Origin of the sequence: Microvirga sp. (assembly GCF_014699075.1) — a bacterium.
Taxonomy (GTDB): domain Bacteria; phylum Pseudomonadota; class Alphaproteobacteria; order Rhizobiales; family Beijerinckiaceae; genus Microvirga.
This window is the reverse complement of sequence record NZ_JACXAB010000001.1, coordinates 492,321-506,937: the sequence shown is the minus strand read 5'-3', so window position 1 is coordinate 506,937 and position 14,617 is coordinate 492,321. Positions and strand designations below refer to the sequence as shown.

Genomic DNA, 14,617 nt, shown 5'->3' with positions numbered 1-14,617 from the left:
CCTCCGTGCCTCAGGTTTTAGAGGCGCAAGCGCTTGAAGAAACGCTCGGGAATGCTGCCGATCACCATCATGACGGGCCGCCAGATCGGGCGCACGTAAATCACGTCACGGCCGCTCTTCTCGGCTGCCGTGAAGATGGCACGTCCCACCTCGCTGGGCTCCGCGGTCAGAACGGGAGGCAGCTTCATGCCGGCCGTCATCTGCGTGCGCACGAAACCGGGCTTGACTGTCACCACCCGCAGGCCCTTGGGCGCCAAGCGGTTGCGCAAGCCAGACAGAAACGCCGTAAAGCCCGCCTTGGCGGCGCCGTAGAGATAGTTGGATCCGCGCCCTCGGTCACCCGCCACGGAACTGACGCCGACGATGGTGCCGGATCCGCGTGCCAGGAAGCGCTCGGCGAGCAACCCGAGCAGAAGCGCCGGTCCCTCGAAATTCGTCCGCAGCACGAGGGATGCGTGGGCGCTATCGGCCTGGCCCTTTGCCTGATCGCCCAGTTCGCCGACGACGCACACCACCGTATCCGGCAGCGTCGGCAGGCTGTTGGCGAAGCTGCCGAAGTCGTCGGTCTCGAGAATGTCGAGCCTGTGCACCGTCACCTCGGCGCCGGTACGCGCGCGGATATCGTCGGCGTTGCGACTGGCTTCCTCCTCGTTGCGGGCGGCGAGCTGCACGTGCCATCCAGCCTGAGCGTAGTGAAGTGCCGTAGCGCGCCCGATATCGGAGGTGCCGCCGACCAAGAGAAGGGTTTTTGAAGGTTGCATCAGATGCCCAGCCGTACCGACAGACGCGAAGAAATCCGGCCGGTTGCGCCGATGGCCCGCCGCAGGTCGCGAAAGCGGGACAATCCGGGGTAACCGGCCTCGAAGGTTGCAGGCGATTGCCTTGCGTCCTTGGCTAGATAGAGCCGCCCCCCGGCTTCGACCACCAAGCGGTCAAGCTCGTCGAGCAGGGGGAAAACGTCGTCGCTCACCGGCAGGTCGAGAGTCAGGGTGAAGCCTTCGAGCGGGAACGAGAGATCGCCATGGCTTGCGCCCAGCTGCTTGAGCACGGCCAGGAAGGATGCGTTCCCATGCTTGGAAACGCGCTCAAGGATGCTGCCCAGGATCGCTTGCGCCTGTGCCGTGGGGATGACGCATTGATGCTGCAGGAACCCGCGCCGTCCATAGATCCGGTTCCAGCTGCCGATCCCGTCTAGGGGAAAGAAATAGGGGTTCCAGTGAACCAGGAAGGGATAGCCGGATTTTACCGCTCCTGCCCGGAAGTACAGCTCGTTGGAGGCGGACACCGACAGGCGGTTGAGGGTGAAGGAGGGCAGGTCGAGCGGAACGCCTAGGCGCCCAAGCTTGGAAGAGGAATAGGTTTCGGCTCCAGGCCGTAGGGCATCTATGTCTCGCTGAGTGGCATGCTCCGCCGCAAAGATGAGCGAACGGCCCAGCGAAGCCCCACGGGCCAGGCAGTCGATCCAGGCCACCGAATAGGTGGCGCGGCTCGTCTCCTGCAGGGCTCGGATGGCGCCGTCGAGATTGCGCGCAACGGTGGTTGTCTGGCGCATCCACCCGGTCTCGATGGGCCGGAGACGGAAGGTGGCATCGAGGATGGTGCCTGTCAGCCCCATCCCGCCGATCGTGGCGGACAGCAGTTCGGGATGCTCGTCGCGCGAGCAGGTGACGACACCTCCGTCCGGCAGAGCCAGGGTCAGGCTTTCCACGTGGTCGCCGAACCCACCATCCCGATGGTGGTTCTTGCCGTGCACATCCGAGGCGATCATGCCCCCGATGGTGACGAACTTGGTGCCCGGCACGACGGGAGGGAAAAAGCCTTTGGGGATCACGACGTCGAGCAGGTCGGAGAGGAGGACGCCTGCCTCCACCTGGATGCGGCCTGTCGCCTGATCGAAGGCCCGGATGCGATCGAGCCCTCGGGCCATGAGAGTGACCCGCTCTCCAATGGCGGCATCGCCATAGGCGCGTCCGTTGCCGCGGGCCACCAGACCGGTCCTGGAGGCCATCAGGGAGGAGAGGGCTTTGGGGGACGGGGGGCTGAGGGTCTCTGACGGATGGCGGGGGTAGCGTCCCCAACCGGCGAGTTCCGTCATGCCTGTCGCTCCTTGAACACGAAGGTCCGATCCAGGATGAACTTGGCGGCATAGCCGATGGCAAGTCCAATCACCGCACCGGCATATTTTGCCAGATCCGTCTGCCAGATCATCCAGAAGGCCACCTCGAAACCCCAGAAGACCAGGGTGGTCAGAACGCTGAAGGCGCCATAGAGGGTGATCTTCTGGAACTCCTGCCGATGTCCCCCATAGTCATCATCGAACACCCACTTCTTGTCGAGCACGTATTTGAGGACGAAGCCGGCGGCTGTTCCCATGAGAATGGAGAGGGTCAGAGGCGCCACAGGGGTGATCCGGATGACGATCTCCTGGGTGACCAGATTGACCAGCGTCGCGATGACGGCAAACAGGATATAGCGGACAAACATCGTCGTCTCGATCCGGCGACTGTCTGTCCTGACCCATGCTTTTAGCGAGCGAAGGGAAGTCATCGCTTTAGATGGCCGCTACAATAACAAGAACAGCAGCTGCCACTGTTAACAGACTGCCCTTGTCTTTCATGGCGAACACCACGGGATCGTCATCCATGACCCGCCGCCCGGCGAGCATCAGCGCACGGGCGATCCAGAACATGAGAAGCGGTCCCACGAGCCAGAGAAGCTGAGGGCGCGAGTAGAGCTCGTTCACGCTGTCGCTTGAGATATAGAGCGCCAAGATCGTCACCGCATTGAAGCCCGCAGCCGCAGCCAGGGCGGCCACAATGTCCAGGTCGCTGTTCTTGTAGTCACGGCTGGTCGGGTCCGGGAGATTGGCGTCGCGCCGGGCTGCCAGTTCCACGAAGCGCTTGATCAGGGCCAGGGACATGAAGATCATCATGCTGAAGGCGATCAGCCACTCCGACACGGCGACGGATGCCGCAACGGCACCTCCGATCACCCGCACCGAGTAAAGGCCCGCCAGGGTGATCACGTCGACCACCATCATGCGCTTGAGTACGAAGGAATAGGCGGTGGTGAGGGCAAAATAGCCCAGCAGCACGCCTAGGAACGACAGCGACACGGCAGACCCGACGGCCAAGGCCCCGAGAAGGAGAGCCGGGATAGCCATGACACCATGCATCAGCGGGATGGCGCCGCTCGGCAGGGGACGATTGCACTTGCTGCGATGCCCCCGGTCATCCTGCAGATCCACCAGATCGTTGAGGATGTAGATGCTCGAGGCGCAGAGCGAGAAGGCCACGAAAGCCAGCAGGGCCTGGGTGACGGCTTCCACCGTGAACAAATGAGCCGCCAGGAGCGGGAGGAAGATGAGGGCGTTCTTGGCATATTGATGCACGCGCAGCATCTTGGCCCAGGTCCGCCACGTCGGGCGCGTATGGGTCAGGTGCTCCGCCTCGGGGCATTGGCGGGCAAGCCGTCTCCGGACGCCGGCAGGGGTGCGGATGGCGATCGACTTGGCCGCCTTCTCCCAGACGGGAAGATCGGCGGCGTCATTGCCCACATAGTCGAACCCGCGCTCGCCGAAAGCTTCGACGAGCTGCTGGGCCTTCCTGCGGCCGGCCAGATTCGTGGTCTCGCTGGAAGCAAACCATCCTGTGAAGAGGCCAAGGTGATCGGCGATGCTCTCCACCAGACGCTGATGGCTGGCCGAAGCCAGATAAACAGGACGCCCTGCCGCTTTAGCCTGGCGGATCAGGCTCAGAACCTCGGGGTCGTACGGCAACGTTCCCGGATCGAAATCGACAGGCTCGGACAGACGGTGTTTGAGAGCGGCCTTGCCGCGGGAGAGAGCCATCAGCATGTCGACAACGGATTGCGGTCGGCGGCCCAGCTCCGAGAAAGCGGTCTCGATCAGCAGGTCGGAGGCAATTAAAGTGCCGTCAAGATCCACCACAAGAGGGCGGGCCCCCTCTTGCACGGGCGTTTCAATCTCAAGGGTTTTCCAATGCGCCTCATCCCTCTCGTACCGGCGCTCGGAGCGCCCCCGAGAGCTGAGGTTGCGGGCACGATGGGGCAAGGTCTGCGGTTTGAGTTCAGATTGCACCAAGAGCCCGTGCTCCCTTTTTAAAAGCCATCAAAGAACGTGTTTTCGCCCATTCTGCCGCTGTGTACATGGAGCAGAGCGGCTCCATGCCAAGCCATTTCTGTTCCTTTCCGCCAGTGAGCATCGTCATCTGGCTGACCGGACTCGTCGTTTCATGGCAATCGGGCAGAACTTGACGGCAAACCAACAAACGCGGCTGTAAAAAGTTTCATGAACGGTTTTTATGTGAGCCTGAAGCTTGCACCCGGGAAAGCAACAGGCGCTGGCTCAGAGCAGAAAACGTTAACCATCGCTTTTAACCAAGCCGCAAGGATGTTGGGCCAGTGTCTGTTTCAATCCATGAGGAGGATCTGAGATGGACGAGTGGTCGGGGCGCAAGTGGGAGCCTGTTACCGAGGAGCGTCTGCTCCGGGCAATCGATGTCCTCGTCGACATCGCCAAAGAGCATGGGTCAGCCTTCGACCCTGTTCTGGAGACGGTGAGGCAGGAGCTTCACGATTTCCGCCGCCGGCATTCAGCCTCCGGACAAGCCGAGCATGAGACGGACATTCTCCTCCGCAAGGCAGGCTAAGTCATCCTGCATGGCGGTCTGCCAGGACCGCCTGCGGTGACACTATGCCGAAGCTTTGGTTAGACAGGCCGCAACTGCTCTTCACGGACGAGACGCGCAGGACCCTCATGGGTCCCTCGCACGTGATACTGGAAGCCTGCCTGATCGGCCGGCAATAGACGGGTGACCTCCCATACGTCGTCAGGGCGTGTCGCATCGGTGGTTGTCACCATGTTCAGAAAAGCTTCGACCGTGTTGGTGCTTGCAAGCTTGACCAGATGTACTCGGTCTCCGACTTTGAACTTGTGCGACGTCATGGCGCGATCCCCCGCTCGATAACCACCTGAGCAGTAGGAACTAACATAGGTTAGTTTCGTTCCAAGCCTCATGATGAACAGCTATTCACACCGCTCTCCTGTCGTTCTGCTGGTCGAAGATGAACCGCTTGTGCGCATGGCAGCGGCCGACGATCTGCAGGATGCCGGTTTTCACGTCCTTGAGGCTGCTAATGCCGATGTCGCCTTGGCGGTTCTGGAATCGTGCTCCGATGACGTGCAGGTTCTCTTTACGGACATCGATATGCCAGGTTCCATGAACGGGCTCGACCTCGCTGAGAACGTCCAGCAGCGTTGGCCGCACATCTCGCTCCTGATTTCCTCAGCTTATCACCGTCCAGGTCCTGAGACGCTTCCCGATGACGGGCGCTTCGTGCCGAAACCCTATTGCAGCGATGATGTCGTGAAGCAGATCCGCGACCTCGTGACGAGCCATTGAATTTCAGCCAGTCGTTTACACCGGCGACCGACCGGGAGGCTTGACAGTTACACCGATTGCGAAGCGGCGCGTTTCTCCAGGCTGAATGGAAACAACCCCGGGCTTCTCCGAGAATTCGCCCGCAAAGTCTTGCGGATCCGCATGGCCCTGCCAAGGCTCGATGCAGATGAAACCTGCTCCCGGTTTGGTCCAGATGCCTAAATGCGGCATTTCAGGAAAGTCGACGCGAAGCGAGGCGCTGTCATGCGCGCCATACTCGACGGAACGGCTTCTCAGCTGATCGAACACAAGAGCATCCGTCTCGAAGAGATCGTCACGCAAAGCAAGGGTGCGCCCCTGCACAGGTGATGGTTCAGGTTCACGCTTCATCAGACCTTCAAGAGGCCGCCGGATCGGTGCCGTTTCCTCCTGCTCGAACTGAATGTCATGGGCCGCGCGCGGGGCGTCATAGGGCAGGGGCCACCGAAAGGCCGGGTGGAAGCCAAATGAGACAGGCATGCCGGAGGAGCCGGTATTCGTCACGCTCGCGGCGATGCCCAAAGTGGCGCCCTCAACCGCATAGCTCACATCGAGCTGAAAGGGAAACGGATAGCGCGAGAGCGTGGCTTCGTTGGAGCGGAGACGGAAGCGGCACTGAGATGGATGAGCTTCTTCTATGTCGAAGCGTGACGTGCGGGCAAAGCCATGCCTGGGCAATCCGTACTCTCGGCCATCGACACGAATGCGGTCATCCCTCACGCGCCCGACGATCGGAAAGAGCAGGGGAGAGCGCCCGGTCCAGACGGCAGGGTCTCCGTCCCACAACCAGTCACGTCCCTGCTCATCCTGAAGCCGAATGAGCTCGGCCCCATCGGCAGACACCTGTGCACGCAGCTGTGAACTGGAGATGACGACGCTCATTCTTCAAGCTCCCTTTTCCCTTGATGCCGGTCTTAGCATGAAGGCGCAGACAGGCAGATGGGGCCGGAAGCATGATGGACAAGGCAGAAGGGGGCTCAAGAAGGCCGGGCACCTTTCTCTGTCTCATCACACGCTGTGTGCCATGCCTAGTTGCCGAGCAGTTTTGCCATCTTGTCGGAGCGGGGCCTCACAAGCATGGAGTTCCACCGGCTGACGAGATCCGGAACCTGCGAGGCGGCCATGGGCTTCGCATACAGAAAGCCCTGGGCATGATCGCAACCCAAATCGCGCAGTCGCCTGGCCTGTCCATGCGTCTCCACCCCTTCGGCCGTAACCTGGAGCTGCAGGCTCTTTCCGAGGCTGATAACCGCCGCAACGATCGCCTCGTCATCGGAGTCCTGTTCAAGATCCCGGACGAAGCTTCTGTCGATCTTAATATGATCGACCGGAAACTGCTTCAGATGTGTCAGGGAGGCATATCCGGTTCCGAAATCGTCCAGCGCGATCTGGATCCCCTGCCGGCGGAACTCAGCGAGGGCCGAAGACACGTTGTCCGAGTTCCTGCCAAGAAGAACGGTTTCCGTAACCTCCACCTCGAATGTTGAGGCTGGCACACTCAACCGGTCAAGCGTTCGCAGAAGGTTGTCGACGATGGCCGCTTGGCTGAACTCAGCCGGTGAGAGGTTCAGGGCGACCCGGCCAAACAAGAGGTTCTGATCCAGCCAGCCGCGCACATCTGCAGCAACCTTTGTGATCAGCTGCTTGCCGATTGATGCTGCGATATCATGATCCTCGAATACAGCGCCAAAGTATCCCGGGGTAAGAATGCCCTCGACCGGATGCTGCCAGCGTGCCAGCGCCTCAAGTCCGATAATCTCCCCTGTCGTGAGACAGATCTTCGGCTGATAGAAAGGAACAATCTCATCGTTGGAGATGGCCTCGCGCATGTCGCGCCCGAGAGAAACGCGCTGCTCGATGACGTTCCGCATCTCAGGAGTGTACGTAATGACCCGGTTCCGCCCCTGAGACTTCGCCTGGTACATCGCGATGTCGGCATCCTTGATGAGTTCAGCCGGATTCCCGTCATGATCGGGATAGGCGGCGATGCCGATGCTCACGCGGCTGATCAATGTCCGCTTTTGATAGATGAAGGGCTGTCGAAGCAGTTCGGCAATCAACGAACCAAGCCTTGTCGCGTTCTCCAGCTTCAGCGGATCGACGACGAGTACTGCGAATTCATCTCCGCCAATTCGCGCCACGGTATCGCAGCCACGCACCATGGTAGAGAGGCGGCGAGCCGTTTCCTGTAGCAGAGCGTCCCCGGCATCGTGACCAAGGGTATCGTTGATGTCCTTGAAATCGTCCAGGTCGATCAGGAGCAGGCTGACACTTGTGCCATTTTGCCGTGCATGATCAAGAGCCGCATCGAGCCGATGCTGGAACAGGGTGCGGTTCGGAAGACCGGTCAGAGCATCGTGATTGGCTGAGCGCCAGATTTCCTGTTCCGCTTCCTTCTGCTCGCTGACATCGAAGGTGACGCCCACGATGCGATCAGGCCCGGCCTGCTCGCCTCGTGCACGCAACCATCGTATCTCTCCGCTGGGCAGGACATAGCGGCACTCGGTGGAACTGGCTCCCTCGGACTGGATCTCCCGCAGGAAGCTTTCGACCTTCTGATGGTCATCGGGGTGGATGCCCGTCATGAAGGTCCTGTCGGCACCGGGCCTGATGCCAAGCAGCGCCAATGAGTTCTCGGAGCGGGTGGTTGCTCCCGTTTGCGGGGTGAACTCCCACGCGATCATGTGGGCGGCCTTCAAGGCGAGTTGCAGACGCTCCTCGCTTTTCCTCAGAGCCTGCTCCGACTGCTTGCGTTCGTGAATGTCCATGGCAATGCCGAACCATTGCTCAGTCCGACCCTGCTCGTTCTTCAAGGGTTGGCCACGCACGATGAACCAGCGGTGCATGCCATCCGAGGCACGACGCAAGGGCATCTCTATTTCAAAGGATGTGCCTTTGCCGAGGGCGTCCTGCCATACACCGAGGATCTGCTCCCGGTATATGGGATCAATAACCGAAATCCAGCCACCAGTCGGCCCGTCTTCGGAGCGAAAGCCGGTGTATTCGTACCAGACATCGTTGCAATAGGTGAAATCTCCATCCGGAGCGCTAAACCAGACAATCTGCGGGGAACTCATGGATGCAGGCATTGCATCCACAAGGGTACGGAGACGCCTTTCGCTTCTCCGAAGGCGCTCCTCGGTTGCGCAAAATTCGGTGATGTCCCGTGAGATGCAAAGGAAACCCTGTGGGATGCTATCTTGTCCCATGATGGGAGTCACAACGACATCCCACCACTTCTGGGTTCCTGTCATCGTTGCGCATGGGCCCTGAAAGCGCCCGATCCCACCCGACTTCACGGCTTTGATGGCCGCGCTGGTGTCCTCCCCGGCAATGTTGCTCCAGATCTCAGTCCAGTGGCGGCCCTTGATCGCATGGAAATCCTCGACTTCCATGGCACGCATGCCGCCTTGGCTCATGAAGCGGAGACGCCCCTTCAGGTCGAAAACCTTGATGCAGTCGTCGGAGCTTGCCAGAAGGCGACGCGTGAACTCCTCGCTTTCCGCTGCCGCCTTGCTGGAGAGTTTTAACTCAAGCTGGCACATGACGGCTTGGGCAAGCGTGGTAAGCGCTTCTCCCTGCTGTTCAGTGAGGCCCTCAGGGCGTGCGACGTGATCGAGAACGCAGAGCATCCCGAGTGGCAGGCCATCCCTCGTTCGGAGTGGAACTCCTGCGTAGAAACTTACGTCTGGCTCGCCTTCGACACGAACCCTGTCCTTGAAGCGGGGGTCACGGCTCAAATCGGAAACGACAGAAAGCCCAGGCTGCAGGATGGCATGATTGCAAACCGAGTTCTCGCGAGGAGTCTCTGTCAGTTCCAGTCCAATCCTGGCCTTGAAGCGCTGCCGATGTTCGTCAAGGAACGAAATATAGGCGATCGGGGTACTGCAGATTTCAGCCGCTATCTTCGCAATATTGTCGAACTCAATTTCCGGAGTGGTATCCAGAATGTCGAACCTCTGGAGCGCAGCCAAGCGTTCAACTTCTTCCCAATGTGGCAGTTCGCTGTGACCAGAACACTCTTGCATGTGAAAACTGCCCGTTGGGAAGCATAGGAGCTTTTCAGAAATGTCGGATGTGCCGACTCAACGGAGGGGCATCATGCCTCGAGCATTCACTCGATCCGTTGCAAACCTATGATCCGGGCTGACCGGTAAAATGGCAGTGCGTCATGCTGATCCTCAGCGAGGACCTGCCATAGTGCTGATAAACTCTTGGTTCTAATGATTGAAAGATTTTCAAACAAATGAGGTAATTGCCACCTTTCGTAAGGTCAAGAAGTGGCGCCGTGACACCACGCTTTAGGGTTAACAGAGGCCTCACATCCGGCTCACCCGCTGCGTCTACAGGTGCCCGCTCGGTATTATGGCACACCGCCGTCACTAGCGCCTGCAGGAGTTCTTCCTCTCAGTAATCTGGGTCATGTTTCACGCAATCCGACCTCGAACAGCTGCTGTCTTCGCAGACCGCGTAGGTGGTTCTACGTAGGCTCGAATTTCGGGAACTACGTAGTTACATGAAATCATAACGGCTCCTCCGGAAGAAACATGGGAGGGAACTGAGTTCCATCTCTCGAAAAATCTTAGATCCTTCAATCCCTTGAGCCTTCTGCTCGCGCGTTCCTGACAAGATCGCATGAGACATTCTGCCTATGAAAGCTTTGATTAACGTTCGTTAAGGAGCGTTAACCATAAGCGAGTAACAACTCCCATTATTTACGTATTGTCCGTTGAGGGGCCAAAATATAGTTTCTGCCTCAGCCGCTTAACGAAACTGAATCAAGTAAATAAACGTGAGCGGTAAGCATAAGATCATTAAACGCACTTAATTACTAAGGCGGGGCAGAAAACATGTATATCGTCGTCGATGACCGGCAGATGGTTACGTCCGGATATGTTGCGAGCTTCAAGCGTGAAGGCATATCCTCCCTTGGCTTATACGCAGACGAGTTCAGCGATTGGCTTGAGACGGCTTCCGACTCCGATTTGGAAGCCGTTCAGGGCTTCGTGCTGGGCACCTTCGAAGAGCGGGTTCATTCCGCCGAAAGCATCCGGCGCTATTCGAAGGCACCCATCATTGCCTTGAGCGACGTCCGCTCTCTGGAAGAGACCCTGGAACTCTTCACCGCGAAGTTTGATGATGTTGTCCGTAAGCCCGTTCATGTCCGGGAAATTCTCGCACGGACCGAAGCCGTGTGGCGCCGCGTGAACGCAAGCGCGGGAAAGAAGGCCCAGGACAACAGCGACAGGCTGAAGGTCTTCTTCGATGGACGTGATCCGGAGATCGATGGTCTTCCCCTTTCTCTCCCACGCCGTGAGAGGCACATCCTAGAGTATCTGGTCCGCAAGAAGGGGCACCGGCTCACCAAGAAGCAGATCTTCGACGCGGTCTACGGGATCTACAGCGATGATGTCGAAGACAGTGTTGTCGAGGGGCACATCAGCAAACTCCGCAAAAAGCTGCGGCAGCGCCTCGGCTACGATCCGATCGATGCCAAGCGGTACATCGGCTATTCCTACGTAGGAATCGCGGCCTAAAGTTTCGTCGGTAGAATGTACAGCTCCCTCAACTATCTGCGGGAGCTGTATGCGTTTGACGCTCGTACAGGACAAGAGCGATCCCTGGAAGCTTTCAGGCTTGGTTCAAGCCACCCACTGCAAGGTGAGCCGGCAGCTCGCATCCCCGACGTGATCATACTTGCCGAGCCTGTGATTTCTGACTGCATCGTGCATTGCTAACAGCTTAGTATCTGCGGACCCTTTGCGACACTCCAGCACTGAGATCCTCTCGCTGATCGACGGATCCTTCAGATTGAATGTGCCAGACCGCTACGGATGGCATTAATGACCGCGGTAGAAGATACATCGGGGCCTACAGACGTGGGAGCAGTGTCAAACGCAACAATGATGCTGTTTCGCAGGGCGATTTTATCTGAAATCACGTCGATTCAGCATTCATCCTCCCCGGACGTTAACTCTATTGCAGGAAACGCCGCCTTATTCTTACTCAACGTCATGGCTGCGACCCAAGAGGCTTAAAGCTCAACGGATCAAAGTTTCGTCTGAGAACAATCGAAGCAATGATCGAGGCCAGCAGACCAGCCTCGGTGGCTGACAAAGTGATGTAGTGAATGAGGCGTACTGGGGCATTGTCATAACGATTAGAACTCGCGGGTTGCCGTTTGCATGCAGCTGATGCGCAGCGGGCACTTCCCTGATCTTCAATCTTAAACCGACACCTGCCTTTCAGTTCCCAGGCCTGAACATGAGGTTCAGCGCTTTATTGCCGGCGTGAAGGCCGAACGATTCTCCCAATCTGAAGCGCCAGACAACCGGCGCCGTTCAGTTCACATAGTAAGAGTTGAGACACGGCAATGGACGACCTTCTTCTTGAGTTTCTTACCGAGACCAATGAGCACCTCGAAACGGTCGACGTGGAGATGGTTCGTTTCGAGCAGGATCCAAACAACGAAGCGATCCTCAGCAACATCTTCCGCTTGGTTCATACAATCAAGGGAACCTGCGGCTTCCTTGGTCTGCCCCGGCTCGAAGCACTGGCCCATGCCGCCGAAACGCTTATGGGCAAGTTCCGGGATGGAATGCCGGTCACGACTCCTGCCGTTTCGCTGATTCTTGGCACCCTTGATCGCATCAAGGAAATTCTCGGGGAACTCGAGCGTCAAGGAACCGAGCCAGAAGGATCCGACGGCGACCTCATCGCATTGCTGGACAAGATGGCAACGCAAGAACCACCTGTTCCGGAAGCCGCTCCGGCTCCGCAGACGGTGCAAACCTCGGCCCCCGTAGTTCTCCAAGTGCTCGAACGGGAGCTGAAGCCGGGCGAGGTCTCCCTCGATGAGTTGGAGCGCGCCTTTCAGGAGGCTCCTGGTCCAGCGAAGGACGTGACGGCTGGTACCCTCACTTATCAGGTGCTTGAGCGCCCGTTGAAGGCTGGCGAGGTTTCACTCGATGAACTGGAGCGCGCGTTCCGCGAGGCCCCGGGGCCGGCTCCTCTCGTGATTGACAAGCCCGCGGAGAAGGCACCAAGCCAGGCGCCCACAATTGCCGCCACAGCGCCTGCAGCTCCCAAGAAGAGCGGCGAACCAGCCGAGGCTGGAGAGGCCGGAGAAGGGCTCTCCGGCAAGGTTCAGACGATCCGCGTCAATGTGGATACCCTCGAACACCTCATGACGATGGTATCCGAACTCGTTCTGACCCGGAACCAGCTGCTTGAGATCGCCCGACGCAGCTCGGAGGATCATGGCTACAAGGTGCCGCTGCAGCGTCTGTCGCAGGTTACGGCCGAGTTGCAGGACGGGGTGATGAAGACCCGGATGCAGCCGATCGGCAATGCATGGCAGAAGCTGCCTCGCGTCGTTCGCGACCTCTCGAACGAGCTCTCGAAGAAGATCGAGCTCGTGATGCAGGGCGCGGACACGGAGCTCGACCGGCAGGTCCTGGAGGTCATCAAGGATCCTCTCACCCACATGGTCCGCAACTCGGCAGACCACGGAATCGAGAGCCCGGCCGAACGAAAGGCTGGCGGCAAGCACGAGAAGGGCACGATCCGTCTCAATGCCTACCATGAAGGCGGTTCGATCACGATCGAGATCGCCGACGATGGCAAGGGGCTGAACTTCGCGGCCATCAGGAAGAAGGCCGCTGAACGCGGAATTGCAAGCGATGCCGAACTAGAGCGGATGAGCGATGCCCAGGTGGCGAAGTTCATCTTCCATCCTGGCTTCTCGACAGCCGCGAAGGTCACATCCGTCTCAGGCCGCGGCGTTGGCATGGATGTGGTCAAAACCAACATCGAACTGATCGGCGGAACCGTCGATATTCGCTCGGAGCAGGGTCGAGGAACAACCTTCACGATCAAAATCCCACTGACGCTCGCCATCGTGGCAGCGCTCATCGTGTCGTCCAAGGATCAGCGCTTCGCCATTCCGCAAATAGCGGTATCGGAGCTCGTCCGGGTGTCGCCCACCTCCGAGCATTCCATTGAGCGCATCAACGGAACGCCGATCCTGCGCCTGCGCGACCGCCTGCTGCCAATCGTGCCGCTGTCGAAGGTCATGGGACTGTCGGGAAATGAGGACGCCAATCATGGCTTCGTGGTGGTGACGCAGGTTGCTCATCAGCGCTTCGGCATTCTTGTCGATGGTGTGTTTCACACCGAGGAGATCGTGGTGAAGCCGATGTCCTCGAAGCTGCGGCACATCCAACTCTTCTCAGGGAACACTATCCTGGGCGACGGCGCCGTCGTGCTGATCATTGATCCCAATGGACTTGCGCGCATGGTGGGTTCGGAGTCGGACCGCAACGAGTTCCAGAGCGACGCTAACCCTGAGCAGGCGGTCGTTGCTGCGGACGAAATGACAAGCCTACTTGTCTTCCGTGGCGGCAGTGAGAGCCTGAAAGCTGTTCCGCTCTCTCTGGTGACGCGCCTTGAGGAGATCGAAGCATCCACGATCGAGTGGTCGAGTGGTCGCCCCGTCGTTCAATACCGCGGGCGCCTGATGCCCCTGGTCTCCTGTGACGAAGAACTCGCGATCAAACGTGAGGGCATGCAGTCGCTTCTGGTGTTCTCGGACGGAGATGTGTCGATGGGTCTGGCCGTGGCCGAGATCGTCGATATTGTGGAGGACAAACTCGATATCGAACTTCTCGCCGAACGCTCTGATCTCGTCGGTTCAGCCGTTGTCAGAGGTCGAACAACCGAGATCGTCAATGTCGCGCACTACCTGCCGATGGTTCTTGAAACATGGTCGCGCAAGGAGCGAAAGGGCGGACCGGAGCGGTCTCTGCTCCTCGTCGACAGCTCGACCTTCTTCCGGGATATGCTCGTGCCGGTTCTCAAGGCATCTGGATACCGCGTCCAGACCGCCTCGACCGCCCAGGACGCTGTTCGCCTGCTCTCGAACGGATTGCATGTTGACGTGGTCGTCACAGATCTTGAGCTTTCAGGTCATTCCGGCTTTGCCCTGGTTGCCTCTTTGAGGGCAGACCCACAACACAGCGCAACCCCTGTAATCGGCCTGACGGTCAAGCCTGATCCGCAACAGATTGCCTTGGCGAGAAAGCTGCAGATTTCCGAGATCGTCTCGAAGATCGACCGCAGAGGCCTGCTCTCCGCTCTCGCTGAACTCAACGGAACGCTCGAAGAGGCCGCCTAAT

At 59.0% G+C, this 14,617-nt stretch carries 12 protein-coding genes; 5 read left to right on the top strand and 7 right to left on the bottom strand.

Going from position 1 to position 14,617, the window contains the following annotated elements; translation table 11 throughout:
• Window positions 1–17: 17 nt before the first annotated feature.
• The 4 genes from IC232_RS02585 to IC232_RS02570 are packed head-to-tail and all read right to left on the bottom strand — an operon-like array spanning window position 18 to window position 4,099.
• Window positions 18–761, bottom strand: coding sequence for an SDR family oxidoreductase (locus tag IC232_RS02585; RefSeq protein ID WP_190843315.1), 744 nt, complete (start codon window positions 759–761; stop codon window positions 18–20).
• Window positions 761–2,095 (bottom strand): FAD-dependent oxidoreductase, encoded by a 1,335-nt coding sequence (locus IC232_RS02580; RefSeq protein WP_190843314.1) that lies wholly within the window; start codon window positions 2,093–2,095, stop codon window positions 761–763. Before IC232_RS02580 ends, IC232_RS02585 begins: the two co-directional genes overlap by 1 nt.
• A complete protein-coding gene (locus IC232_RS02575) occupies window positions 2,092–2,547 on the bottom strand; it encodes a GtrA family protein (protein WP_281413323.1) in 456 nt (151 codons plus the stop codon). Before IC232_RS02575 ends, IC232_RS02580 begins: the two co-directional genes overlap by 4 nt.
• Window positions 2,548–2,551: 4 nt before the next feature.
• Window positions 2,552–4,099 (bottom strand): UbiA family prenyltransferase, encoded by a 1,548-nt coding sequence (locus IC232_RS02570; protein ID WP_409564844.1) that lies wholly within the window; start codon window positions 4,097–4,099, stop codon window positions 2,552–2,554.
• Window positions 4,100–4,454: 355 nt separating this feature from the next.
• Between IC232_RS02570 and IC232_RS02565 the strand changes: the two genes are divergently transcribed.
• Window positions 4,455–4,670 (top strand): hypothetical protein, encoded by a 216-nt coding sequence (locus tag IC232_RS02565; RefSeq protein ID WP_190843312.1) that lies wholly within the window; start codon window positions 4,455–4,457, stop codon window positions 4,668–4,670.
• Between the two features lie 59 nt (window positions 4,671–4,729).
• On the opposite strand, the gene IC232_RS02560 is transcribed toward IC232_RS02565, so the two are convergent.
• The gene (locus IC232_RS02560; RefSeq protein ID WP_190843311.1) at window positions 4,730–4,966 is read right to left on the bottom strand and encodes a hypothetical protein; all 237 of its coding nucleotides are present in this window, start codon (window positions 4,964–4,966) and stop codon (window positions 4,730–4,732) included.
• Window positions 4,967–5,036: 70 nt separating this feature from the next.
• On the opposite strand from IC232_RS02560, the gene IC232_RS02555 reads away from it, so the two are divergent.
• Entirely contained in the window at window positions 5,037–5,423 is a 387-nt protein-coding gene (locus IC232_RS02555) for a response regulator (protein ID WP_190843310.1), read from the top strand.
• Between the two features lie 15 nt (window positions 5,424–5,438).
• Here IC232_RS02555 and IC232_RS02550 read toward each other — a convergent pair whose 3' ends face one another.
• Window positions 5,439–6,323 carry an aldose 1-epimerase family protein gene (locus tag IC232_RS02550; protein WP_190843309.1) on the bottom strand — a complete coding sequence of 295 codons (885 nt, stop codon included), beginning with the start codon at window positions 6,321–6,323 and terminating at the stop codon, window positions 5,439–5,441.
• A gap of 146 nt (window positions 6,324–6,469) precedes the next feature.
• Window positions 6,470–9,073, bottom strand: coding sequence for an EAL domain-containing protein (locus tag IC232_RS32810; RefSeq protein WP_190843308.1), 2,604 nt, complete (start codon window positions 9,071–9,073; stop codon window positions 6,470–6,472).
• Here IC232_RS32810 and IC232_RS02540 point away from each other — a divergent pair.
• From IC232_RS02540 to IC232_RS02530, 3 genes are all read left to right on the top strand, one after another.
• The gene (locus tag IC232_RS02540) at window positions 9,053–9,496 is read left to right on the top strand and encodes a hypothetical protein (protein ID WP_190843307.1); all 444 of its coding nucleotides are present in this window, start codon (window positions 9,053–9,055) and stop codon (window positions 9,494–9,496) included. The two genes, IC232_RS32810 and IC232_RS02540, sit on opposite strands and share 21 nt — an antisense overlap.
• A gap of 795 nt (window positions 9,497–10,291) precedes the next feature.
• Entirely contained in the window at window positions 10,292–10,978 is a 687-nt protein-coding gene (locus tag IC232_RS02535; RefSeq protein ID WP_190843306.1) for a response regulator transcription factor, read from the top strand.
• A gap of 836 nt (window positions 10,979–11,814) precedes the next feature.
• Entirely contained in the window at window positions 11,815–14,616 is a 2,802-nt protein-coding gene (locus IC232_RS02530) for a hybrid sensor histidine kinase/response regulator (RefSeq protein ID WP_190843305.1), read from the top strand.
• Window position 14,617: the final 1 nt, after the last annotated feature.